Genomic DNA, 23,408 nt, shown 5'->3' on the forward strand with positions numbered 1-23,408 from the left:
GTATCGATCCGATGCGCTGCCGGCCAAGCCGGGGCTTTTTTCGTTTTCAAGCCTCGAGGCCCGAATCAGTTGCGGTGGTCGCGGCCGTGATCTCGGCCGTCGTGGCCATGGCCGCGGCCATGATCGTGGTCGTCACGACGATCCGGTCCCCGGCCGCGATCACCGCGATCCCAGCCGCCGCGACTCAGTGCCCAGCCGTTCGGGCCTTGATGCCAGGCCGGCGCGCGATACGCGTAGCCCGGACGGTCACGTTCCCAGTGACCGCCGCGCCACTCATGGCGATGGCCGTCCCAGTCCCAGAAACCCGGCGCCCAAACATATCCGACGCGCGGCGGCGGCATCGGCTCATAGCGCGGCGCCGGCGGCGCGCCGATGTTGATGGACACGCCCACCTGTGCATGGGCCGGGGCGGTGGCAATGCCCCCGAGCGTCGCGGTAACGAGGACAACGGTCAGCGTCAGTTTTTTCATGATGGCTCCCTTTGAGTTCGATTTTTGGGTACGTCTTCATCGTACGAGGAGCCGCGTCTGCCGCGAAGCGAATAGTCGTAAAAAAGTGTTGGAATTGTTTCGTTTTGTTTGTCGAAACGTGACGTGAAATGACGTAGCGCAAGCCGGAGCTTTGCATCGCCTGGCAGACGCTCGGGAGCGCCTCGCCAGTCAATGTGAGCGCCGAGGCGTCACGACTTCGACGCGTGCTGATGACGATATTCCTGCGTGCGTCCGCCGTAACCATAAGCCGCGCCGCGCGCATCGATCACGTGGATGTACGAGCACTCGTGCACGTTGCCGAGCAGGCCCGACAACGTTTCGAACACCTGAGCAATGAATTGCGCCTTTTCGGCCTTTGTATTCGTCTCGTCGGTCACGCTGATGTCCAGATGGAAGGCGTTTTTCCCTTGCTCCGAGAGGGGCGCTCCGCCGATGAACCAGCGCGTGTGCGGAATATAGTCGACGGTCACGGCGATGACCTCCGGCGCCTTGTGCAGCGTGTCGACGGTCAGTTGCGAGACCGCGCGAACGGCGTTGCGGGTGAGGGCGTCGTCGGGCGTGCCCGAGAGTTGCAGAACGATGTGCGGCATGGTGCGGCTCCCAAAGATTAAGCGGTGCTGAGTGATGTGAAGACAACGCCCTAAGTCTAGGGAGAGGATTGACATCGGAAAAGCTGGAATTTACGATTTGATCCATCGTTTTTGTCAATGGATGAATGCATGACGCCCGGTTTCGATTTCGATCAGTTGCGCACCTTCGTGGCGGTGGCCGAGGCGGGCAGTCTGTCGGCCGCCGCGCCGCGCGTGTTCCTGTCGCAGTCGTCAGTGAGCGAGCAGATTCGCAAGCTCGAAGTGCGCATCGGCGTGACGTTGTTCACGCGCGGCAAATTTGGCGTAAGCGCGACGCCGGCGGGCGAGCGGCTGCTCGGACACGCGCGGCAGTTGCTCGCGCAGTCCGAACGGGCGTGGCATGACGTGCGCGGATTCTCCCTCGCCGGCGAATTGCGGCTGGCGATCACAGACTACTTCCGTCCGGCCGAAGTCGCGCGCATGCTGCGGCATCTCGGCATGGCGTATCCGTCGCTGCGCATTCACGTCACGATTCTGAAAAGCGGGGAGATCGAGGCGGGCTATGACACGGGCGACTTCGACATCGGTCTGTCGATGCGCGTGCTCGGCAAGGCGCTCGCTCGCGAGGCGGTGGCCGGCACGCGCACGCTGGGGCGCGAGTCGCTCGAGTGGGTGGCATCGCCGGACCTCGTTCTGGCGGCCGGCGCGCCGCTACCGCTGCTGGTGCTGCCCGATAGCTGTGCGCTGCATCGCTTCACCACGCAATGGCTTGACGACCACCGTGTGCCCTTCACGATTGCGCACGTGGCCTCGGGCGTGGCGGGGCTGCAATTAGCGTTGAGCGCGGGGCTCGGGGTGGCGTGCCTGAATGCGTCGGCGTCGGGGCCGTCGCTTGCGCGTATCGAAACGTTGATGCCCGGGCGGCGCCTGCCCGCACTGCCGGACGCCGAATTTCATTTGCTTCCCGCGCGCCGTGGCGAGCCTGAGTGGGTCACGCACGCGCGCGATGCGTTGGCCGAGCAGCTTACAGCGCGTTGAGGGGGATCTTCAGATAGCGCGTGCCGTTGGCTTCCGGCGCCGGCATGTCGCCTGCACGGATGTTGACCTGTACGGCGGGCAGAATCAGCGTCGGCATCTCGAGCGTCTTGTCGCGGGCCTCACGCATGGCGACGAAGGGGTGCTCTTCGATGCCGTCGTGCACGTGGATGTTGGCGCGCCGTTGCTCGTCCACGGTCGTTTGCCAGTTCGCCGTGCGTCCGGCGGGCGGATAGTCGTGGCACATGAACAGACGCGTCGACGCCGGCAGCGCCAGCAGGCGGCGGATCGAGCGGAAGAGCGGGTGGGCATTGCCGCCGGGGAAGTCGCAGCGTGCCGTGCCGACATCGGGCATGAAGAGGGTGTCGCCGACAAACACGGCGTCGCCCACGCGATAGGCCATGTCCGCCGGCGTATGGCCGGGGACGAACATCGCTTCGGCCTGCAGCGCGCCAATGGCGAACGTCTCGCCGTCTTCGAACAAATGGTCGAATTGCGAGCCGTCTGGCGGCACGTCGGCGCCCAGATGGAACAGCGTCTTGAAGACGTGCTGCACCTCTCGGATGTGCGCGCCGATGGCAATGCGTCCGCCGACGCGTTCCTTGAGCCAGTGCGCTGCGGACAGGTGATCGGCGTGCGCATGCGTCTCAAGAATCCAGTCGACTGTGAGCTTGTGTGCGGCCACGAAGTCGAGCACGCGCTCAGCCGATTCCGTATGCGTTCGGCCGGCCTTGGGGTCGTAGTCGAGCACCGGATCGATGATGGCCGCGCGTGAGCCCGGCGCATCGAACACCACATAGGTCACCGTGGAGGTGGTGGTGTCGAAGAAGGCTTCGATGTTGGCGGGCGTGGCTGGCATGATCGGCTCCTGCATTAATTTATTAATTGATATATTATAGTCTAGTATAATGTTTATGGCGACGTGACCTCTCGCCGCGCCGCAATGCTCTGAATGGTTCGATCCTGCCATGCCAAAAGTGACTGCGCTATCCCCTGTCGAACGGGCCACGGCCTCCGCGGACACCGCGCCGCTGGATGTCGCACGGTTGCGCGCCGCCGCGTGCGATGCCACCGCGCTGCTGCGTGCGCTGGCCAACGAAGACCGTCTGCTGATCCTGTGCCAGCTCACACAGGGCGAACTGTCTGTGGGGGAACTGGAGGCGCAGCTCGACATTCGGCAACCGACACTCTCCCAGCAGCTCGCCGTGCTGCGTACCGAGTCGCTGGTGACGACCCGGCGTGACGGCAAACGTATCTACTATTCGGTCGCCGATGGCGCAGTGCTTGCCTTACTGGCATGCCTCTACGACCAGTTTTGTCCGAAATTCTGATTAATTGACGGGACGCTCCGCACATGACCCTCGATACCCTTCACTTCACCCCATGGACCGCGTTGGCCGGCGGTTTGCTCATTGGCGTTGCCGCCGTCTGGCTGATGCTGGCGACCGGGCGCATTGCAGGCATCTCCGGCATTGCCGGAGGCCTGTTGCGTCCTCGCGCCGGCGATGTGGGCTGGCGCATCGCCTTCGTCGTCGGGTTGATGGCAGCCCCTTGGGCGTACCGCGCCGTGGCCGTCGTGCCCGCGGCGCAGATCGACGCCAGTGCCGCGATGCTCGTGGCGGCGGGTGTGCTGGTCGGCTTCGGCACGCGACTCGGGTCGGGCTGTACGAGCGGCCACGGCGTGTGCGGCTTGTCGCGGCTGTCGTGGCGCTCGCTCGTCGCCACGCTGTGTTTCATGGCGATGGGTTTCCTGACCGTGTTCGTCGTGCGCCACGTACTCAATCTGGGAGGTGCGGCATGAAGAAGCTGCTTTTTGCGTTCATTGGCGGGCTCGTCTTCGGGCTGGGGCTGATACTTGCCGGGATGGCGAATCCGGCGAAAGTGCTGGGCTTTCTCGATTTGGCCGGCCGGTGGGATCCGTCGCTGGCGTTCGTGATGGGCGGGGCCATCGCGGTGGGGCTGGTCGGGTTCCGGCTGGCACGCTCGCAGGCACTGGCCTGGACGGGCGAGCCGCGTGCCTGGCCGGGGGCGAAAGGTTTGGACAAACGGTTGGTGCTCGGGGCGCTGACGTTCGGTGTCGGCTGGGGAATTGCCGGGATTTGCCCGGGACCTGCGTTGGTGCTGCTCGGCGCTGGTTCGGGCAAGGGACTGCTGTTCGTCGTCGCCATGATCGCCGGCATGGCGCTGCACGCGGTCATGACACGGGCCGACGCGAAGTAACGCGCGCGGCTCAGTGTTTTCTCGCCAACTCCGTGCCCGCGTCGGCAGCCAGTTGGCGGGTGACCGGAATCGATAGCCAGGAGAACAGGCCGATCACGAGGAACGCCGGCAGGAAATCGCGGGTGGTCAGGTGTTCGTGGCCGGCCAGCCGGCTGCTCACCTGCAGCACCATTCCCGAAATCGTCACGCCCAGCCCCAGCGACAACTGCTGAACCACGCTCGCAAGACTGGTGGCTCGGCTGGCGTCGGCGCTGGCAATGTCGGCGTACACGATCGAATTGAGGCAAGTGAACTGCAGCGACGGGAAGAAGCCGCCGAACGCCACGACGGCAAGCATCACGATCACCGGCGTGTCATGCGAGAAGAATCCGTAAGACGACAGCGCCAGACCGGCCAACGCCGCATTGACGATCAGCACGCGGCGAAAACCGAATCGCGCGAGCACGCGCTGTGCAATCGCCTTCATGAAAATCGCCCCGAACGCCGACGCGCAGGTAATCATGCCGGATTCGAACGGATCCATGTGGAGCCCCTCCTGCAGCGCCAACGGCAGCAGAAACGGCACGGCCCCCAACCCGATGCGAAAGAGCGATCCGCCGACGACACTGGCGTGGAACGTCGGGATGCGCAGCAACCTGAGGTCGAGCAGAGGCGCTTGCACACGATTGGCATGGCGCCAGTAGGCATAGACAAAGAGGGCCCCCACGGCGCACAGGGTGACGACGAGGCTGCCGTCGATGTGGGGTTCGCCGATCATGGCCAGCCCGAGCATGAGCAGGCCGCTGCCGAGCGCGGAGAGGACGAAGCCCAGCGTGTCGAGGCGTCCGGCGTCGCCGCCGCGCTCGTTGTCGATGTATTTGCCCGCGAGGTAGATGCCGAGCAGGCTCACCGGAATGTTGACGAAGAAGATCCAGCGCCAGTGCAGATAGGCCGTGATCGCGCCGCCCAATGGCGGGCCGATGACCGGGCCGAGCAGCGCTGGCATCGTCAGGTAGCCGATGGCCTTGACCAGATCGTGCTTGGGCACCGCACGAAAGATGACGAGACGGCCGACCGGCACCATCATCGCGCCGCCCACGCCCTGCAGAAAGCGCGCGAACACGAACGTCGGCAGCGAAAACGACAGCGCGCAGAGAATCGAGCCGGCCATGAAGATGCCGATCGCCGTGCGGAAGACGTTGCGCGCGCCAAAGCGATCGGAGACCCAGCCGCAGATCGGAATGAAGATGCCGAGCCCGACCACGTAGGCGGTGAGCGCCATCTTCAGCGAAATCGGGTCTTGATGAAGATCTCGCGCCATGGCGGGCAGCGAGGTGGTGATCACCGTGGCGTCGATGTTCTCCATGAACAGGGCGCAAGCGATGATGAGCGGAATGATGACGGCGCGCGACACAATGGGGGGAATGGCTGGCGCAAAGACTCGGATTGTCCCACGATTTAAGCGACTGCTTCAATCGCCGAGGCGACGCCTAGCGCTGGTTGGCCGCCAATTCGTCGGCGTTGAGCCGGTACAGCACGTGACGGCGCATCCGGTGGCCGGCCGGAATCAGCGGATGCAGAAAGTCTTCATCGGGGCAATGGCGCATGCCGATGCGCTCCATGACCGCGCGTGAGCGAACGTTCGCGGGAACGGTGAACGACACCAGCGCGTCGAGGCCGAGCGTTTCGAACGCGAAATATGCGGCGGCGAAGGCCGCCTCGGTCGCGTACCCTTTCGACCACCAGGCACGCGCCAGCCGCCAGCCGATCTCCACGGCCGGCGCGAAAGGGGCGTCGAAACCCACGCGCATCAGGCCGACGAACCCCGCGAACGGCGTCACGCCTGGGATTTCCAGCACCCAGGGACCATAGCCATGCGTCTCGATATGTTGGGCCAGCCGGTGCGCGACGGCGTCGCTCTGGGTCCGGTCGAGTGTCGTCGGAAAGTGGCGCATGACATCTCGATCGGCATTGAGCGCGGCGAAAAGTGGCAAATCCTCCGGTCGCCACTGACGCAAGACCGTGCGCTCGGTAGTGAGCGCGCGCGCGGGGGTACCGAACGGCGAATGCGAATCCTCAGCCAGCGTCGACGTGCTCATGCGCTCAAAATTCCGTTGAATTCGCCCGAATCCGAATGGCAAATCGCCGATTGTGACAATTCTGGATTGACTTAATTCGATCTGCGCGAACATTGTGTTCGTGCCCGTCAATATTGCCATACGAACCGTGACGCGCAGTAGCGTCAGGCCCGACGGTTCTATTGTACGAAAATGCGATCGACTCGGGAGATGGCATCGACGCACGCGTTTGGTGGCTACGATTCGAAAATCGAGGGTGACACCAATGGCACGTCCGAGACGACGTCCGGCGAATCGCATGGATCCGGGGGCCACTCGGGTTATCCGTGAATTACGGCGCTGGGATGCGAATAATCCGAATGAGTGAAGTCTTTCGAATCGCGGAACGATCGGATAGCGATTGAATGTTTGGGGAGCACCTATTGTCTGAGGCATCGAGCGATGATGCCATCTGCGTCGTCGGCGCCAAACATGGCCCGGCAAAAAAGCCTTACGAAAACTTGCAGGAGAAAGTGTGAACTTATCACGCCGCCTCGCGTCCACATCGCACGATGGCGGGAATGCTTTTGCGATTGCCGGCAATGGGGCACGCTAATGCCTCGATATCGACGAGGCCGATCTGATGATATTCCCGGAATCGCGCTCCGATTCTGTGCTTTGTCGGAAGCATCGATCGGACGATTCAATGCGAATTTTGCGTTTGCAGACTCATTCTCTGGAAATGCGGTTTTCAAATTATTAAAACTCGTGCTATTTTAAGTGGCGATCCATTTTAACAACCCAAGGACAGGCCAGATGGCAAGCTATAAAGAACTCGTCGCGCAGCGCGAAAAGATTGAAAAGCAAATCGAAGAGGCTCGGGCCCGTGAAGTCGCTCAGGTCATCGCTGAAGTCAAACAGAAGATTCAGGAATATGAACTGTCCGCCAAGGATCTGGGGCTTGTCGCAACCGATGGCCGTCGCCGTGCCGCGCGCGCCCAGATTGCGCCGAAGTACATGAATCCGGCCACGGGCGAAACGTGGTCGGGTCGTGGCCGCGCCCCGAAGTGGGTCGGCAAGAACAAAGAGAAATTCCTGATCAAGTAATTCGCTGACCCAATCCGAACCGGTACTGCCGGTCACATGTCAGGGTGGTCGGGGAGCCACCATCGCTGCGCCGCGGTCACGTCCGCGGCGGCGAGCGTTGGCCGCCGTGTCCCTGTGCGCACTAGCGCAGCCATCCAGTCGTCGCATTGCCCCCAACCCGGATCGTCTGGCTGTGGCTTGATGTGATGCCGTGCCGTAAAGGACAGAACCCGCCGTTCGTACACCGACGGCGGGTTTTTTATGGTGTGTGCCGTGTATCCGGCACGCGTCGTACGCAGAGTCCGCTTATTCCGAGCCCGGATTTTCCGGCGGAAACATCAGCGTGACCTGTAAGCCGCCGGTAGGCCGATTGCTGAACGATACGCGTCCGCCCAGTTGCTGGGTGAGCTTATCGACAATGGCGAGACCGAGCCCGCAATGCGCATTGCCGCCGCGAGCCGGGTCAAGCCGGACGAACGGCCGCACGATGCGATTGATGTCTTCATTGGCAATGCCCGGGCCGCTGTCTTCGATCACGAGACGCCATCCGCTCGCGTCGTGTGACGTGCGAATCGCGAGCGGCGCCTGTCCGTACGTCACCGCGTTATCGAGCAGGTTGTTTACGATGCGCTCGAGATAGGTCTGCCTGAGCTTGAAGCCCGGACCGGCCTGAAGATCCAGTTCGATGGCATAACCTTGATCGAGGAACGGGGCGACCAGTGCGGGAATGCGGGCTTCCACCGGCGACGTTGCACTTTCCATTTCGATCCCCCGGGCAAACAGCAGGAACTGATCGACGATGCGAGTCATCGATTCGGCGTCGCGTGTAATGCCCTCGCTCATCTGGGCGTCGTCGAGCATTTCGGCACGCAGACGTAACCGTGCAAGCGGCGTTTTCAGATCGTGGGCAATGCCGGCAAGCATGGTGTTGCGCTCCCGGTCGGTTTGCACGATGTCGTGGCTCATGCGATTGAAGCGCTCGGTCAGTTGACGCAACTCCAACGGGCCGCGCTCCTTGACCTGGGTGCGAATGCGATGGGTGGCGAGTTGCTCGGCGGCGGCGGCCATGTCCCGCACCGGCCGCTGCAATTGCCACGCCGCGAACAACGCAAAGATGACGGTAATGCCGAGGACTGCGGCCAGACCCGGCAAAATCATGGCCGTGCCTGGCGGATTACGCACGGACAGCACCGGCGTGGCGATCCAGTAGTCGCGGCCCGGCAGGCGGGCCCAGATGCGAGGCGGTGGCGTGCGCTCCACGCGCAACTGCGTGCCCGCGGGAAGGCGCCGGGCGAGTTCGGTCGTCAGGCGGGCGGTCTTGCTGGCGGCCTCGAAGACGTCGCCATGCGCGAACGAGACCGGCACGACCTGCACGAGATCCGGCAATGTGAGCGTCGAGCTGCCGTCGTGCACTTCGGCCGCCGCCTTGATGATGAAGGCCATTTGCTCAGCGGCATTTTGCACACGCGTCTCATCGTGATCGCTGCGCAGGATCGTGAGATATGAGAAATGGCTGATGACCAGCGCTGCGATGATGAGTAGCGCGAGCCGGCCAAATAAAGTGTCGAAACGGCCTTTCATGCAGGGCTCTGCCTGTGGGCTGGGGTAAGCAGTATCGGCAGCATGCCGGCGTCCTTGTCAGACGGGGAGGTGACGTCGTCGAACAGGGCGACGACGCAGCGTTGTGTCCGGCGCCGGGCCATCAACCGGTGGCCATGTCGGCGCGTTGACCGTCGGGAACGAAGATGTAACCGCGCCCGCGCACGGTCTGGATGAAGCGCGGGCTCTGCGCGTCTTCGTCGAGCAGACGGCGCAGGCGCCAGATCTGCACATCGATGCCGCGATCGTTGACATCGCTGTCCGCGCCGTAGAGCAGTTCGATGATGCGTTCGCGCGAGAGCACCTGCATTGCGTGGTTTACCAGCAGGCGCAACAAGCCGTATTCGCCGTCCGAGAGCGTGAGCAACTGCGCATCGCGGGTGAGCGTGCGGCTGCGGAAGTCGAGCACGAACGGGCCGAATGTATAGTTCTCGCGCTGCTCGGGCACCGCGGCATCGGGCTGTTTGCGACGGCGCAACACGGCATTGATCCGGGCGAGCAGCTCGCGCGGACTGAACGGCTTGCCGAGATAGTCGTCGGCACCGATTTCCAGTCCGACGATGCGGTCGATCTCGTCGCTGCGCGCGGTGAGCAGGATCACCGGCACATCGTCGTTGCGCGCGCGCAGGTCCCGCAGGGCGGTGAGGCCATCGACCTTGGGCATCATCAGGTCGAGCACGATCAGCGACGGACGCTCACGCTCCAGGCGTGCGGCCAATCCGTCGCCGTCATGCATCACCGCCACCGAGAAGCCGTGGCGGCTCAGGTATTCGCGCAGCAGATCACGCAGATCGGGATCGTCGTCGACAACAAGAATCTTCATATTCGTTCGGACAGGGAGTGTTGTCATGATAGTGGCCTCCCCGCGCGCCTTGACGCGGGTATTGTTTCCAGACATTACAGCATTGGTCACCCGTAACGTTGCGTAATAATAGAGCCAGCGCCGGTGATACACGAAATTCGCCCCCATCGCATAAGGTTCGATCTAACCGGCAAGCCACCCTGCCGGTGGCCGGTTCCGCACACCCAGTCGTACGTCTCGCGTTGCGAGAGCGCTGCGACAAGGCAATGCAGCGCATCGCGACGCGCGGTGCCAACGCTGTCATGCGAACCATCGCGCGCGCGGCCGGTCTTTCCTTTGCCGCGCCAAGCGCGATTCCCCTTGGGGAAAGCGGGTGTAATCAGCCGTCCTATCGGGCTTTGACAACGGTCTGCTATGCTGATTGGCCGGATCTGGCGTGAGGCAAGGCCCCCGGGGTTGACGGACGTTTTGCTGCGCCGCGGCACTCGATCGCAAGACCATCGTCCACACGGGACGAATCCACCTACCACTGCGCTGTAATGAGGAAGTCATGACCGAGCACGGTCCCCACGGTTCCGAACCACCGAACGGTTCTGATCGGCCAGCACCCCCCACTGCTGGCACGCAACGCGACACCGGGCCAGCCCCTGTGGCTTCGCGTACGCGCCGCTGGCTCGTGCCCGGCGTGATCGGACTGATCGTTGTGCTCATCGCCGGGGGTGTTTATTACCGCGTGCATTCCCAAAGTGCGCAAGGTCCGGCTCAAGCGGGCGGGCGTCGCGGCGCAGCGCCGGGCGGCGTGGCCGGCGCGGGTGCGCCCGCCACGCCGGTGACGGCGGTCGAGGCGAAGACGGGCGACCTGCCGGTCTTCCTCAACGGGCTGGGCACCGTCACGCCCACGCGCAGTGTGACCGTGCATTCGCGTGTCGACGGACAGCTCATGAAGGTGCACTTCAAGGAAGGCGACAGCGTCAAGGAAGGCCAGTTGCTCGCCGAAATCGATCCGCGTGCGTTCCAGGTACAGGTCACCCAGATGGAGGGCCAACTCGCCCGCGACCAGGCGTTGCTCAAGAATGCGCAACTCGACCTCGCCCGTTACGAGACACTGCTCAAGCAGGATTCGATCGCCGCGCAGACGGTGGACACTCAACGTGCGCTCGTCAAGCAGTACGAAGGAACCGTCAAATCCGACGAGGGGCAGCTCGGCAACGCCCGCCTGCAACTGAACTATGCCAGCGTGATCGCGCCGGTGTCGGGGCTCGCGGGGCTGCGCCAGGTCGATCCGGGCAACATCATTCACGCGTCGGACACCAACGGCATCGTCATCATCAACGAGGTGACGCCAATTACCGTCGTCTACACGATTCCCGAGGACAACCTGTCGAAGGTCCTCAAACGCTCGCGAGACGGGGAGACGCTGCCCGTGGAAGCCTTCGACCGCGCCGGCAAGGTGAAGCTGGCCACCGGCAGGCTCGCCTCCATCGACAACCAGATCGACACGACAACCGGCACCGTCAAGCTCAAGGCCGAATTCGCCAATCGCGACGGCTTGTTGTTTCCGAACCAGTTCGTCAACGTGAAGATGCTCGTCGACACGCTCAAGGGCGCCACGCTGATTCCGAGCGCCGCGGTACAGCGCGGCACGCAGGGCAGTTTCGTCTACACGGTACAGCCGGATCAGACGGTCAAGCTCAAGACCGTGAAGCTCGGACCGACCGACGGCACCAACGTCGCGGTGGAGTCTGGCATCGCGCCGGGCGAGAAGCTCGTGATCGACGGCATGGACAAGCTGCGCGACGGCGCCAAGGTCGAGGTGATCACGGCCGCGAGCCGTGCGGCGGCCGTTGCGCCGCCCGCGCCGGGGGACAAGCGCAACGGCGGTCATCGCCGTCCGGCGCAATAGGGCGGTCTCGCGTGACGCCGCACGGCATCGTGCGTCCACGCCCCGCCCACGCTCGGCCCACGGCCCCCAGAAACGCCCTTCGACGTAGCCAATGAATCCGTCCCGCCCGTTTATTCTCCGACCGGTCGCCACCTCGTTGCTGATGGTGGCGATCCTGCTTGCCGGTTTCGTCGCGTACCGGCTGTTGCCGCTCTCGGCATTGCCGGAAGTCGACTATCCGACCATTCAGGTGGTCACGCTCTACCCGGGCGCCAGCCCGGATGTGATGACCTCGTCGGTGACGGCCCCGCTGGAGCGTCAGTTCGGCCAGATGCCGGGCCTGAACCAGATGTCGTCGACCAGTTCGGGCGGCGCGTCGGTGATCACGCTGCAGTTCTCGCTCAATCTCGGGCTCGACGTTGCCGAGCAGGAAGTGCAGGCCGCGATCAACAGCGCCAGCAATCTGCTGCCCACCGATCTGCCGATGCCGCCGATCTACAGCAAGGTCAATCCGGCCGATACGCCGATCCTGACGCTGGCGATCATGTCGAAGACCCTGCCGCTGCCCAAGCTCGAAGATCTGGTCGACACACGTGTGGCGCAGAAGATTTCGCAATTGCCCGGCATCGGTCTGGTGAGCCTCTCGGGTGGCCAACGCCCGGCGGTGCGCATTCAGGTCAATCCCCGCGCGATTACGTCGTACGGGCTGAGTATCGAGGACGTTCGCACGTCCATCGCGGCGGCCAACGTCAACCAGGCGAAGGGCAGTTTCGACGGTCCGCTGCGTGCCTCGACCATCGACGCCAACGACCAGCTCGCGTCGGCCGACGAGTACCGCAACCTGGTCATCGCGTACAAGAACGGTGGCCCGATCCGTCTTTCCGATGTCGCCGACGTCATCGATGGCGCCGAGAACACCAAGCTTGCCGCATGGGCGGATACCACGCCGGCCATCGTGCTCAACGTGCAGCGTCAGCCGGGCGCCAATGTGATCGAGACAGTCAACCGGGTCAAGGCGTTGCTGCCGCAGTTGCAGGCCTCGCTGCCCGGCAGCATCGACGTGAAGTTGCTGACCGACCGCACAACGACGATCCGCGCCTCGGTCTCCGACGTGCAGTTCGAACTCCTGCTCGCGGTGGCCCTGGTGGTCATGGTGATTTTCCTGTTCCTGCGCAACGTCTCGGCGACGATCATCCCAAGCGTGGCCGTCCCGCTCTCGCTCGTCGGCACGTTCGGCGTGATGTACCTGGCCGGCTTCTCGATCAACAACCTCACGCTCATGGCGCTTACCATCGCGACCGGCTTCGTGGTCGACGACGCGATCGTGATGATCGAGAACATCGCGCGTTACATGGAGCAGGGGGAAAAGCCGCTGCAGGCGGCGCTCAAGGGCGCGGAACAGATCGGCTTCACCATCATTTCGCTCACGTTCTCGCTGATCGCCGTGCTCATTCCGCTGCTGTTCATGGGCGACGTTGTCGGCCGCCTGTTCCGCGAGTTCGCGATCACGCTGGCGGTGTCGATCCTGATCTCGGCTGTGGTGTCGCTCACCCTCACGCCGATGATGTGCGCGAAGCTGCTGCGTCACGTGCCCGAAGAGAAGCAGGGCAAGTTCTACCGCAAGACCGGCGAGATATTCGACCGCATCATCGCGAAGTACGGCGAGTGGCTCTCATGGGTGCTCGATCGTCAAACGGCCACGCTGCTCGTTGCGCTCGGCACGCTTGTGCTCACGGTGCTGCTGTATCTGTGGGTGCCGAAGGGCTTCTTCCCGGTGCAGGACACGGGGGTGATCCAGGGGATTTCCGAAGCGCCGCAGTCGATCTCGTTCGCGGCAATGGGCGAGCGCCAGCAGGCGCTGGTCGCCGCCGTACTCAAGGACCCGGCCGTCGAATCGGTGTCGTCGTTCATCGGCGTGGATGGGGTGAACACCACGCTCAACAGCGGGCGGCTGCTCATCAATCTGAAGGACAAGGCCGTGCGCGGACTCGACGCCTCGGCAGTGATCCGCCGCATCCAGCCCGAGGTGGCGAACGTGCCCGGCATCGCGCTCTATATGCAGCCGGTGCAGGATCTGACCATCGAAGACCGCATCAGCCGAACGCAATATCAGTTCACGCTGCAGGATCCGAGTCTCGATACGCTCGGCATCTGGGTGCCAAAGCTCGTCGACAAGCTGCAACACGTACCGCAACTGGCCGACGTGACGAGCGACCTGCAAGTCAATGGCTTGCAGGCTTACGTGGACATCGATCGCGACACGGCGAGCCGCCTGGGCGTGACGCCGGCGGCCGTCGACCAGACGCTCTACAGCGCGTTCGGCCAGCGACTGATTTCGACGATCTACACGCAGGCGTCGCAGTACCGCGTGGTGCTCGAAGTGGGTAACGATTTCCAGCGCGGCCCCGACGCGCTGAAGGGCATTTACGTTGCGTCGACCTCGGGGGTGCAGGTGCCGCTGACATCGTTCGCGAAGATCGTGGAGAAGCCCACCCCGCTGGCCATCAACCACCAGGCCCAGTTCCCGGCCGCCACGATCTCGTTCAATCTCGCCAAGGGCGCGTCGCTCGGCGATGCCGTGAAGGCGATTACCGCGGCCGAGGTGTCCATCGGTCTGCCGGTGAGCACGCAGACGACCTTCCAGGGCGCGGCGCAGGCGTTCCAGGCGTCGCTCTCGAACACGCTGTGGCTGATTCTCGCGGCGGTCGTGACGATGTATATCGTGCTGGGGGTGCTCTACGAGAGCTACATCCATCCGATCACGATCCTGTCGACGCTGCCCTCGGCCGGTGTCGGCGCGCTGCTCGCCCTGATGGTCTCGGGCAACGACATCAGCATCATCGCGATCATCGGCATCATCCTGCTGATCGGCATCGTGAAGAAGAACGCCATCATGATGATCGACTTCGCGCTCGAGGCGGAGCGTGAACGCGGCATGGCGCCGCGCGAGGCGATCTATCAGGCCTGTCTGCTGCGTTTTCGGCCAATCCTGATGACGACGATGGCCGCTGTGCTGGGGGCGCTGCCGCTCATGCTTGGCTCGGGCGTGGGGTCCGAGTTGCGGCAGCCGCTCGGGATCACCATGGTGGGCGGGCTGATGGTCAGTCAGGTGCTCACACTCTTTACCACGCCCGTGATCTATCTGTGGTTCGACCGCTTGGCCGCACGGGCGCGCGCCTGGCGCGATCGGCGTTTCGGTACCTCGGGGCCGCCGGACGATCCGGGGCACGGCGATCATGGCAAGCCGGGCGGCGGCAGTGACGGCCCGGCCACCACAGGCGGCCCAGCGCGATGAACCTGTCGGCTGTCTTCATCAAGCGCTCGGTCGCGACCGTTCTGCTCACCATCGGGGTGACGCTGGCGGGCATCGTCGCGTTCGGGTTGCTGCCAGTCTCGCCGCTGCCGCAGGTCGATTTTCCGACGATCTCCGTTACGGCGTCGCTACCCGGCGCGAGTCCCGAGACGATGGCCGCGAGCGTGGCCACGCCGCTGGAGCGCTCGCTCGGCCGGATTGCCGGGGTGACGGAAATGACGTCGAACAGCACGCTGGGCTCGACCCGCATCACGCTGCAGTTCGATCTCTCTCGCGATATCAACGGCGCGGCGCGCGACGTGCAGGCGGCGATCAACGCCGCGCGCAGTCTGCTGCCGTCGGGCCTGCCGAGCAACCCGACCTATCGCAAGGTGAATCCCGCGAGCGCACCGGTGATGATTCTTGCGCTGACGTCGGACAGCATGACGCGCGGGCAGATGTACGACTCCGCGTCGACCATCCTCGCGCAGAAGATCTCTCAGCTCGACGGCGTGGGCGATGTCACCGTGGGCGGCAGTTCGCTGCCGGCGGTGCGGGTCGAACTCAACCCGACGGCACTCAACAAGTACCAGATTCCGCTCGAGACGGTGCGCACGACGATTCAGGCCGCCAACGCAAACCGTCCGAAGGGGGCGCTCGAAGACGGCGATCAGCGCTGGCAGATTCTCGCCAACGATCAGGCGAAGACGGCCAAGGACTATCTGCCGGTCGTCGTCAGCTATCGGGACGGCCGTCCGGTGCGCCTGTCCGATGTCGCCGACGTGGTCGATTCGGTGCAGGACTTGCGCAACGCCGGGTCGGCCAATGGCAAGCCGTCGGTGGTGCTCATCATCACGACGCAGCCCGGCGCGAACATCATCAAGACGGTCGACGGCATCAACAAGATCCTGCCGGTGCTGCGCGCCTCGATCCCGGCGGCCATCAATCTCGACGTGGTGATGGACCGCACGCCGACGATCCGGGCATCCCTCAAGGAAGTCGAGCGCACGCTGCTGATTTCGATTGCGCTCGTCATCATGGTGGTGTTCCTCTTCCTGCGGAACTGGCGGGCGACGCTCATCCCGAGCGTCGCGGTGCCCGTGTCGCTGATTGGCACGTTCGGCGTGATGTACCTGTGCGGCTTCAGTCTCGACAACTTGTCGCTCATGGCGCTCACCATTGCGACGGGCTTCGTGGTCGACGACGCCATCGTGGTGCTCGAGAACATTGCCCGCCATATCGAAGATGGCCTGAGTCCGTTCGCCGCCGCGCTCAAGGGCACGCGCGAAGTCGGCTTCACGGTGCTCTCGATGAGCATTTCGCTGGTGGCGGTTTTCATCCCGCTGCTGCTCATGGGCGGCATCGTGGGGCGCCTGTTCCGCGAGTTCGCCGTCACGCTCTCGGCCGCTATCCTGGTCTCGTTGGTCGTCTCGCTCACAGCGACGCCGATGATGTGCGCGCGTCTGCTCAAGGGTAAGTCTGCGCCGGGCGCCGCCGCGCCGCCGCCGCGACCATCCGTCTGGACACGGATCGGCGGATGGACCGAGCGCATGTTCGACGGCATGCTGCGCGAATATGAGCGCTCGCTCTCGTGGGCGTTGCGCCACGGGCCGCTCATGCTGGGGATTCTGTTTGCCACGATCTGCCTGAACGTCTGGCTGTATACCGTCGTGCCGAAGGGCTTCTTCCCGCAGCAGGACACGGGGCGGATGATCGGCTTCATTCAGGCCGATCAGGCGATCTCGTTCCAGGCGATGGAAAAGAAGCTGGCCGACTTCATCAAGATCGTGCAGGCCGATCCGGACGTGTCGACCGTCACGGGCTTTACCGGCGGATCGAACCGAAACGGGGGCTTGATGTTCGTTACGCTCAAACCGTTGGGCGAGCGCAAAATCTCGGCCGATCAGGTGATTGCGCGATTGCGGGGCAAGCTGGCCAAGGAGCCTGGCGCAATGCTTTATCTGCAGTCCGTGCAGGACATTCGCGTCGGCGGGCGGGCGAGTAACGCGCAGTACCAGTACACGCTGCAGGCAGATGATCTACAGCAGTTGCGCGAGTGGGAGCCGAAGGTGCGCAATGCGCTCTCGCATCTGCCGAATCTCGTCGACGTCAACACGGACCAGCAGGACAAAGGCTTGCAGACGACGCTCGACGTCGATCGCGATCAGGCGTCCCGCCTCGGTCTGACGATGAGTCAGATCGATGGCGTGCTCAATGATGCGTTCGGGCAGCGGCAGGTCTCCACGATCTACAATCCGCTCAATCAGTACAAGGTTGTAATGGAAGTTGCGCCGCAATGGTGGCAAAGCCCCGAGTCGCTCAAGGACATTTATGTGGTGACCTCGGCGGGGGCGCAGGTGCCGCTCTCGGCATTCGCGCGGTATCGGCCGACCAATACGGCGCTGGGGGTCTCGCACCAGGGGCAATTCGCGGCGAGTACGATTTCGTTCAACCTCCCGCCGGGGGTATCGCTGTCGCAGGCGCAAGCCTCGGTCCAGGACGCCGTCGGCCGGCTGGGCATGCCGACGTCGGTGCACGGCAGCTTCCAGGGCACGGCGCAGGCGTTCCAGTCGGCCTTGTCGTCGCAGCCGATACTCATCCTGACCGCGCTGCTCACGGTATATATCGTGCTCGGCGTGCTCTACGAGAGCTACATCCATCCGCTCACCATTCTGTCGACGCTGCCGTCGGCGGGGGTCGGGGCGTTGCTCGCGTTGCTGCTCTTCAATACCGAGTTCAGCATCATCGCGCTGATCGGGGTGATTCTGCTGATCGGTATCGTGAAAAAGAACGCGATCATGATGATCGACTTCGCGCTCGATGCCGAACGGCGCCAGAACATGCCGCCGCGCGAGGCCATCTACCACGCGTGCGTGCTGCGCTTTCGCCCGATCATGATGACGACGATGGCCGCCATGCTCGGTGCGATTCCGCTTGCGTTGGGCTCGGGTGATGGGGCGGAGCTGCGTCAGCCGTTGGGAATTTCCATCGTGGGCGGCCTGCTCGTGAGTCAGGTGCTCACGCTTTATACGACGCCGGTGGTGTACCTCTATCTCGATCGCTTGCGGCTGCGCTGGGCGCGATGGCGTGCGCGTGGTCAACGCGGCCAGGGCGACGTCGGGGAGGTGGGGCATGGCTGATGCCGCGCGCTGCCTGCACCGTGCGCGTCCGTGGGCGTCACGTCCCGGGGCGTCTTTTGAAACTTCTGTTCTGGCCGAAGGGCCGATGCGTGCCATGTCCCGTAACCTGAATCGTCAAGTCGCCACCGCTGGATCTCATCCGCCCGCTGCAGCCGCCATGGTTGCGCTGCAAGGGCGAGGCGCGAGGACGCCGCCGCGCATGCGTCGCGCCGCCACGTGGCTTGCGGCAAGCGCGGTACTGTGGCTCGCGGGCTGCGCGGTGGGGCCGGACTATGTGCGTCCAGCCATCGACACGCCGGCCGCGTTCAAGGAGACGGGGGACTGGAAGCTCGCCGAGCCCAGCGATGCGGCGTCCAAGGGCGAGTGGTGGGCGATCTATCAGGACCCGGTGCTCGCCGACCTGATGGCGCAGGTCAACGTCGACAATCAGAACATCAAGGTTGCCGAGGCCAACTATCGGCAAGCGCTGGCCGTGGCCTCGCAGGCGCGCTCTGCCTTCTTTCCGACGATCGGCGCCGACGCCGGTCTCACACGCGCCAGCTCGCGCGTGAGCAGCTCGGCGGTGAGCGGATCGGGGGCGGGCGGGATCTCGAACAGCTACAGCCTGTCGGGCACGGCGAGCTGGGAACCGGACATCTGGGGTAGCGTGCGCCGCTCGGTCGAGGCCGGCAACGCGAGCGCCGAGGCGAGCGAGGCGGATCTGGCCAATGCACGTCTGTCGGCGCAGGCGCTGCTCGCCCAGAACTACTTCGACCTGCGGGTAACGGACGCTCAGAGGGCGCTGCTCGACCGTACGGTTGCGGCATACGAGCAAACGCTCAAGCTCACGCAGAATCAATACGCCGTCGGTGTGGCGCAGCGCTCCGACGTGATTCAGGCGCAGACGCAATTGCAATCGGCGCAGGCCTCGGCGCTCGATATCGAGGTGACGCGCGCTCAACTGGAGCATGCGATCGCGCTGCTTGTCGGCAAGGCGCCGGCGGCGTTCTCGCTTACGCCGATGCCGCTGCGCGCCGCGTTGCCGATGGCGCCGGTGAGCCTGCCGTCGACCTTGCTGGAACGGCGACCCGATATTGCGGCGGCCGAGCGCTCGGTGGCGGCGGCGAACGCGAAGATCGGCGTCGCCAAGGCGGCCTTCTTCCCGACCCTTACGCTCTCGGCGACGGGCGGTTTCCAAAGCAGCAGCTTCGCCGACTGGCTGACGCTGCCGAGCCGCTTCTGGTCGGTCGGTCCGGCGTTGGCGGCCACGCTCTTCGACGGCGGCCTGCGTCGCGCGCAGACCGACGCGGCCATCGCGGCGTACGACGCACAGGTCGCGACCTACCGTCAGACGGTGCTCACGGCATTCCAGTCGGTCGAAGACAACCTCGCCGCGCTGAACTATCTGGGCCGTGAGGCTGCCGTGCAGAACCAGGCGGTGCAGTCGTCGCGCGAGGCGCTGCAACTCATCCTCAATCAGTACAAGGCGGGCACTGTCGGGTTCCAGAACGTGTTGACGGCGCAGACGACGGCGTACACCACGGAGCGTACGGCGCTGACGATTCTCGGCCGTCAGTTCACGGCCAACGTGCTGCTCGTGACCGCGCTCGGCGGCGGCTGGCATGGTTTGTCGTCCGCGGGCGAGAACCCTGGTGCGTCGCAGGCGGTGAAGGCGTCCACGAACGCCAGCTCCGCCGATGGCCGCGACGGGCAGAAGTAACGCGCCTAATGTGCGTAACGTGCATAACGCGCGTAACGTGCGTAACGCGCCGTCCGAACCGCCTCGTCAGCGCCCGGTCGAGGTGTTCGCGACCGGGGCACACCCTCGGAATGTCCCCCTGCGCCAACTACGCATATTCCGACGCGCACAACGAGCCGATCACTAAATCGGGCGTTGGTGTTTAAGGTAATTCCGAACTTCGAGATTGGAATGTCGGAAGCGCTCACCGCGAATCGTCCGAATACCGGTAACGCGAGTAGCACAGACTGTGCTGCCGGACGTCTGAGCAATTTCACCTCCGGGCGAGTCCCGTCAAGCAGTTAGGCCGCAGTACCCGCTCTATCGGGCAGCATGCGGGCCGCGCGCGCATTGACCACACCGCGTGGCAAGGCGGCCCATGCGCATCGTCTATGTGACGTTTCCCAGCCGGTCGAGAGGATCCCTTTTTGCCAGAATGGACTCGCTTCGCGGCAATGGCAGGCGCGAAGCACCGTACGTGTCGTGCGGCGATGACGGTGCTGCCAGATGACGAATAAGGGGAGGGGGCAACGATGACGATCAATGTCGTGGTCGCGGACGACCATCCGATTGTGCGCTATGGAATACGACGTCTGCTCGAAGAGCGGGAAATGATTCATCTGGTCGGCGAGGCGGCCAATTCGTCAGAACTCGTGAATTTGCTGGCCAAGGCGCCATGCGACATTCTCGTGACCGATTTTTCAATGCCAGGGGGAAATTTCAAGGACGGCCTGTTTCTGATCGGCTATGTGCGCCGATATTTCCCGAACATCAAGATCATCGTTGTCACGATGCTGGAAAATCTGGCGATTCTTCGTGGCATGCTCAAGCTCGGTGTGCATTCGATTCTCTCCAAGCTCGACGAGCAGAGTTCGATTGCCGATATCGTGTGCGTGGTCGCGGACGGCAGCCGCTATATTCCGGCGGGACTGGCGACGCGCCTGCACGACTCGGTGGTCGACGACACCGAGATCGATGCGTCGAAGCTCTCGGGTCGCGAAGTGGAAGTGGTGCGGCTGTTCGTTTCCGGGCTCACCATCAGCGAAATCGCATTCCAGCTCAGTCGCAGCGTCAAGACGGTCAGCTCACAGAAGACCAACGCCATGCGCAAACTCGGGCTGGACCGCGACGTCGACCTCTATCACTACGCCACGCGCACGGGCATCGCCTGACGGAATCGTTGAACCCGCCGGCGAAGGGGGCGGCGGGGCCGCGATGCCCCGCGCGCGGTCAGGCCGGCAGGCGAATGGCTCGCATATCGCGCAGGATCAACTCGCCCGCCCGGAGCATCTGTTTGAGCTGATGCACCACCTGCTTGATTTCCTGGACGTGGGCCTCCGGCGTGTCCGATTGCTGCTCCTGGGCGACGACCAGCGCGTCGAGGCGCCGCGTGTAGTCGCGCATCGCTTCGCTCGCGGCCTGCGCATCCGTCGGCACCGAGGCGGCCGGGGCCGCCACGGCCTGAGAAAGCAGATCGCTGATCGCGGAGACGACCTGCGCCAGCTCGCCGCTCTTGTCCGCTGCAATCTGACGCGGCAGCACGTCCGACATCCCCGTGATGTACGACGCCATCACATGGTTCTGCACCAGCAGATCGTTGAGCTCCCCGACCGAGACCTGTTTGGACTTGGGCTCGAGCATCATGCGCCTGAAGGCCGCGCCGAAATTTCCGAACGCAATGTGCATGTCCTTGCGCGCCATGCGATAGGCGAGCTCGTCGCGCTTGCCGTCGCGGCCGGTGCACGATTCCAGGTACGCGCGCGTCGACTGCACCGCCTGCCGGATGAGAGGCCCCATCAGGCGGTATTCCCAGTACGGGAAAAGATAGGAGCACACCAGTGCCACGGCGGAGCCGATCAGCGTGTCGATCGCGCGCTCCCCGATCACCGACAGCGACCCGGGGAGCAGGAAGTGGAACAGCAACAGCACGTAGGACGACATGAATACGACCGACAGGCCGTAATTGAACAGCGACAGGCTGTTGCCCATGACCATGCAGAAGAACATGAGGGCGAGCAGCACCCACGCCTTGTGCACGAAGGCCAGAATGATCAGCACGCTTACGCATCCCACCAGCGTGCCGGTCAGACGTTGCGCGTTCTTCTGTTTGGTCAGGCTGAAACCGGGCTTCAGAATCACGATGATCGTGAGCAACACCCAGTAACTGTGGGCCTGCCCGGCGAGCAGCGACCAGTTCTCGCAAATGATCATTCCGGCCGTGATGGCGATCGTCACCCGCAAGGCATGGCGAAAGCTCGGTGACGAAAAAGTCAGATTCTTCCAGAGCAATTTCGGAGAATAGCTCTGTCGTGAGGTGAAGCGCACGAGCGCCTGATCGATCTGGACTTCGGTGGCCGACCCTGCCGTGGCGAGATTCGTGTTGCGGTGCATGCGTTCCACGACACGTGTGCTGCTCCAGACGCGGCGGAAGGTGCTCGTCAGCGCCTGATAGGCTTCGGGCGCGCGCTGCGGCAAAGACTGCTTGCGCATCAGTTCGATCTCGTACTCGATGGCCCGCAATTCCGCGCGCCAACTGCGCTGCGCCCGCGATGGTTCGTTGGTGGCGATGGCGTAGCCGATGGCATCGACTTCGTTGGCGATCTTTCGGATCATGTCGCGGAAGAACAGGAGCACGTCATGGTCGGCGAACTCCCGGCGCAGCATCGGGTAATCGGTGTGCACCGACACCACGACCTCATGCAGGTCGACGATGTTGATGAACAGGTTGAACAGCATCGTGCGGCGCGGCTCCAGCGTGCCGGTGCGCAGGCGGGGCAGGTTGCGCAGAATGATCTCGCGCGCCGCCTGCTGCTTTTCCACCACGTTGACCTGCGCGGCGATCAGTCGCCGGTAGCATTCGTCGATGTCGGTCGACGTGTCGTAGAACGCCGCCTTGGCTTCGAGATACTGCGCCGTGACGAAGAAACACTCGGCCAGCGTCTGCTGTTCGATGCGAAACCACCAGACGCGGCAGACGACGAGGCTGAAGTAGGTGTACCAGAGGCCGCCCGCGAGCACGGCGCCGGCATCGAGCACGGCCTGATGCCGGGTGAGATCGCCCTCGACGTTGAGCACCATCATCATCAGGCAGGCGAAGCTCACGAGCGACGCGCGATAGCCGTAGATCACGAGCATCGACAGGCCGAACGTCAGGGTTAGCGACGTGATCCAGAGCTGCCACGGTTGCGCGGCGGTGGCCATGCCGGTGATCAGTACCGTAAGGGCGCCGAGCAGCGTGCAACTGAGCAGCTCCGCGTGCTTGTGACGCAGCGGTCCGTTGATGTCGACCACGCTCGCGCACAGCGCCCCCGAGGCGACCTCGATGCCGAGCAGGTGCTGGTCCATCCCCCAGAACAGCACGAGCGCCGGCAACACGACCCCCAACGCCTGACGGGTGCCGGTGAAAAAGTAATGGCTGAAGAGGAATTTCTTGATATCGGTCTGGTAGTCCATGCGTCGGGTGCGAGGGTTCCGCAGCAAAGCCGGCCGCGCGGCGGGGGGAGGGCGCGGTGCAGACAGAGTCTAGCCGAAGCCCCGCG

18 protein-coding genes are annotated in these 23,408 nt (G+C 64.0%); 10 read left to right on the forward strand and 8 right to left on the reverse strand.

Annotation, left to right across the window (positions count from 1 at the left end):
* Positions 1–65: 65 nt before the first annotated feature.
* Both A985_RS0107640 and A985_RS0107645 read right to left on the reverse strand, forming a co-directional pair.
* Entirely contained in the window at positions 66–470 is a 405-nt protein-coding gene (locus A985_RS0107640) for a YXWGXW repeat-containing protein (protein WP_017232813.1), read from the reverse strand.
* A gap of 209 nt (positions 471–679) precedes the next feature.
* Complete coding sequence (locus A985_RS0107645; RefSeq protein WP_017232814.1) at positions 680–1,081, reverse strand: 4-oxalocrotonate tautomerase family protein; 402 nt, start codon at positions 1,079–1,081, stop codon at positions 680–682.
* Between the two features lie 129 nt (positions 1,082–1,210).
* On the opposite strand from A985_RS0107645, the gene A985_RS0107650 reads away from it, so the two are divergent.
* The gene (locus A985_RS0107650; protein ID WP_039830025.1) at positions 1,211–2,098 is read left to right on the forward strand and encodes a LysR family transcriptional regulator; all 888 of its coding nucleotides are present in this window, start codon (positions 1,211–1,213) and stop codon (positions 2,096–2,098) included.
* Here the strand turns inward: A985_RS0107650 and A985_RS0107655 are convergent.
* Positions 2,085–2,954, reverse strand: a complete 870-nt coding sequence (locus A985_RS0107655) for an MBL fold metallo-hydrolase (RefSeq protein ID WP_017232816.1) — start codon at positions 2,952–2,954, stop codon at positions 2,085–2,087. The two genes, A985_RS0107650 and A985_RS0107655, sit on opposite strands and share 14 nt — an antisense overlap.
* 109 nt (positions 2,955–3,063) lie before the next feature.
* Between A985_RS0107655 and A985_RS24580 the strand changes: the two genes are divergently transcribed.
* From A985_RS24580 to A985_RS0107670, 3 genes are read left to right on the forward strand one after another with little or no spacing between them, the layout of a single operon-like run.
* Positions 3,064–3,426, forward strand: coding sequence for a helix-turn-helix transcriptional regulator (locus tag A985_RS24580; protein WP_017232817.1), 363 nt, complete (start codon positions 3,064–3,066; stop codon positions 3,424–3,426).
* 23 nt (positions 3,427–3,449) lie between these two features.
* Complete coding sequence (locus tag A985_RS0107665) at positions 3,450–3,896, forward strand: YeeE/YedE family protein (RefSeq protein WP_017232818.1); 447 nt, start codon at positions 3,450–3,452, stop codon at positions 3,894–3,896.
* The gene (locus tag A985_RS0107670; RefSeq protein WP_017232819.1) at positions 3,893–4,315 is read left to right on the forward strand and encodes a DUF6691 family protein; all 423 of its coding nucleotides are present in this window, start codon (positions 3,893–3,895) and stop codon (positions 4,313–4,315) included. The genes A985_RS0107665 and A985_RS0107670 overlap by 4 nt, the downstream gene beginning before the upstream one ends.
* Positions 4,316–4,325: 10 nt before the next feature.
* Here the strand turns inward: A985_RS0107670 and A985_RS0107675 are convergent, their stop codons facing one another.
* Together A985_RS0107675 and A985_RS24585 are read right to left on the reverse strand one after the other, a co-directional pair.
* Positions 4,326–5,660 carry an MFS transporter gene (locus A985_RS0107675; RefSeq protein WP_051060097.1) on the reverse strand — a complete coding sequence of 445 codons (1,335 nt, stop codon included), beginning with the start codon at positions 5,658–5,660 and terminating at the stop codon, positions 4,326–4,328.
* Between the two features lie 124 nt (positions 5,661–5,784).
* Positions 5,785–6,393 carry a GNAT family N-acetyltransferase gene (locus A985_RS24585; protein ID WP_157211386.1) on the reverse strand — a complete coding sequence of 203 codons (609 nt, stop codon included), beginning with the start codon at positions 6,391–6,393 and terminating at the stop codon, positions 5,785–5,787.
* Positions 6,394–7,167: 774 nt separating this feature from the next.
* On the opposite strand from A985_RS24585, the gene A985_RS0107690 reads away from it, so the two are divergent.
* Complete coding sequence (locus tag A985_RS0107690) at positions 7,168–7,458, forward strand: H-NS family nucleoid-associated regulatory protein (protein WP_017232823.1); 291 nt, start codon at positions 7,168–7,170, stop codon at positions 7,456–7,458.
* A 285-nt stretch (positions 7,459–7,743) separates the two neighbouring features.
* On the opposite strand, the gene A985_RS0107695 is transcribed toward A985_RS0107690, so the two are convergent.
* Both A985_RS0107695 and A985_RS0107700 read right to left on the reverse strand, forming a co-directional pair.
* Positions 7,744–9,018 (reverse strand): ATP-binding protein, encoded by a 1,275-nt coding sequence (locus A985_RS0107695; protein WP_017232824.1) that lies wholly within the window; start codon positions 9,016–9,018, stop codon positions 7,744–7,746.
* 121 nt (positions 9,019–9,139) lie between these two features.
* Positions 9,140–9,859 (reverse strand): response regulator, encoded by a 720-nt coding sequence (locus A985_RS0107700; RefSeq protein ID WP_017232825.1) that lies wholly within the window; start codon positions 9,857–9,859, stop codon positions 9,140–9,142.
* A gap of 628 nt (positions 9,860–10,487) precedes the next feature.
* Here A985_RS0107700 and A985_RS24590 point away from each other — a divergent pair.
* The 5 genes from A985_RS24590 (at position 10,488) to A985_RS0107725 (ending at position 21,041) form a co-directional block, all read left to right on the forward strand.
* Positions 10,488–11,741: an MdtA/MuxA family multidrug efflux RND transporter periplasmic adaptor subunit gene (locus A985_RS24590; RefSeq protein ID WP_017232826.1), complete on the forward strand. Its 1,254-nt coding sequence runs from the start codon at positions 10,488–10,490 to the stop codon at positions 11,739–11,741.
* A 91-nt stretch (positions 11,742–11,832) separates the two neighbouring features.
* Positions 11,833–15,015 carry an MdtB/MuxB family multidrug efflux RND transporter permease subunit gene (locus A985_RS0107710; protein ID WP_017232827.1) on the forward strand — a complete coding sequence of 1,061 codons (3,183 nt, stop codon included), beginning with the start codon at positions 11,833–11,835 and terminating at the stop codon, positions 15,013–15,015.
* Positions 15,012–18,152, forward strand: a complete 3,141-nt coding sequence (locus A985_RS0107715; protein WP_017232828.1) for a multidrug efflux RND transporter permease subunit — start codon at positions 15,012–15,014, stop codon at positions 18,150–18,152. The genes A985_RS0107710 and A985_RS0107715 overlap by 4 nt, the downstream gene beginning before the upstream one ends.
* 199 nt (positions 18,153–18,351) lie before the next feature.
* Entirely contained in the window at positions 18,352–19,851 is a 1,500-nt protein-coding gene (locus A985_RS0107720) for an efflux transporter outer membrane subunit (protein ID WP_232424555.1), read from the forward strand.
* Between the two features lie 551 nt (positions 19,852–20,402).
* Positions 20,403–21,041 (forward strand): response regulator, encoded by a 639-nt coding sequence (locus tag A985_RS0107725; protein WP_017232830.1) that lies wholly within the window; start codon positions 20,403–20,405, stop codon positions 21,039–21,041.
* A 58-nt stretch (positions 21,042–21,099) separates the two neighbouring features.
* Here the strand turns inward: A985_RS0107725 and A985_RS0107730 are convergent, their stop codons facing one another.
* On the reverse strand, positions 21,100–23,322 hold the full coding sequence (locus tag A985_RS0107730) for an FUSC family protein (protein ID WP_017232831.1): 2,223 nt from the start codon (positions 23,320–23,322) through the stop codon (positions 21,100–21,102).
* Between the last annotated feature and the right edge of the window lie 86 nt (positions 23,323–23,408).

This window comes from Pandoraea sp. B-6 (genome assembly GCF_000282835.1).
In the GTDB taxonomy this organism is placed as follows: Bacteria; Pseudomonadota; Gammaproteobacteria; order Burkholderiales; family Burkholderiaceae; genus Pandoraea; species Pandoraea cepalis.

Excerpts from the sequence above, each read along its gene's own strand:
- A985_RS0107670 (WP_017232819.1), top strand. The coding sequence starts at position 3,893 with ATGAAGAAGCTGCTTTTTGCGTTCATTGGCGGGCTCGTCTTCGGGCTG.
- A985_RS0107715 (WP_017232828.1), top strand. The coding sequence starts at position 15,012 with ATGAACCTGTCGGCTGTCTTCATCAAGCGCTCGGTCGCGACCGTTCTG.
- A985_RS0107645 (WP_017232814.1), bottom strand. The coding sequence starts at position 1,081 with ATGCCGCACATCGTTCTGCAACTCTCGGGCACGCCCGACGACGCCCTC.
- A985_RS0107720 (WP_232424555.1), top strand. The coding sequence starts at position 18,352 with ATGCGTCGCGCCGCCACGTGGCTTGCGGCAAGCGCGGTACTGTGGCTC.
- A985_RS0107665 (WP_017232818.1), top strand. The coding sequence starts at position 3,450 with ATGACCCTCGATACCCTTCACTTCACCCCATGGACCGCGTTGGCCGGC.
- A985_RS0107695 (WP_017232824.1), bottom strand. The coding sequence starts at position 9,018 with ATGAAAGGCCGTTTCGACACTTTATTTGGCCGGCTCGCGCTACTCATC.
- A985_RS0107730 (WP_017232831.1), bottom strand. The coding sequence starts at position 23,322 with ATGGACTACCAGACCGATATCAAGAAATTCCTCTTCAGCCATTACTTT.
- A985_RS24585 (WP_157211386.1), bottom strand. The coding sequence starts at position 6,393 with ATGAGCACGTCGACGCTGGCTGAGGATTCGCATTCGCCGTTCGGTACC.
- A985_RS24580 (WP_017232817.1), top strand. The coding sequence starts at position 3,064 with ATGCCAAAAGTGACTGCGCTATCCCCTGTCGAACGGGCCACGGCCTCC.
- A985_RS0107640 (WP_017232813.1), bottom strand. The coding sequence starts at position 470 with ATGAAAAAACTGACGCTGACCGTTGTCCTCGTTACCGCGACGCTCGGG.
- A985_RS0107725 (WP_017232830.1), top strand. The coding sequence starts at position 20,403 with ATGACGATCAATGTCGTGGTCGCGGACGACCATCCGATTGTGCGCTAT.
- A985_RS0107690 (WP_017232823.1), top strand. The coding sequence starts at position 7,168 with ATGGCAAGCTATAAAGAACTCGTCGCGCAGCGCGAAAAGATTGAAAAG.
- A985_RS0107675 (WP_051060097.1), bottom strand. The coding sequence starts at position 5,660 with ATGGAGAACATCGACGCCACGGTGATCACCACCTCGCTGCCCGCCATG.
- A985_RS0107710 (WP_017232827.1), top strand. The coding sequence starts at position 11,833 with ATGAATCCGTCCCGCCCGTTTATTCTCCGACCGGTCGCCACCTCGTTG.
- A985_RS0107700 (WP_017232825.1), bottom strand. The coding sequence starts at position 9,859 with ATGAAGATTCTTGTTGTCGACGACGATCCCGATCTGCGTGATCTGCTG.
- A985_RS0107655 (WP_017232816.1), bottom strand. The coding sequence starts at position 2,954 with ATGCCAGCCACGCCCGCCAACATCGAAGCCTTCTTCGACACCACCACC.
- A985_RS0107650 (WP_039830025.1), top strand. The coding sequence starts at position 1,211 with ATGACGCCCGGTTTCGATTTCGATCAGTTGCGCACCTTCGTGGCGGTG.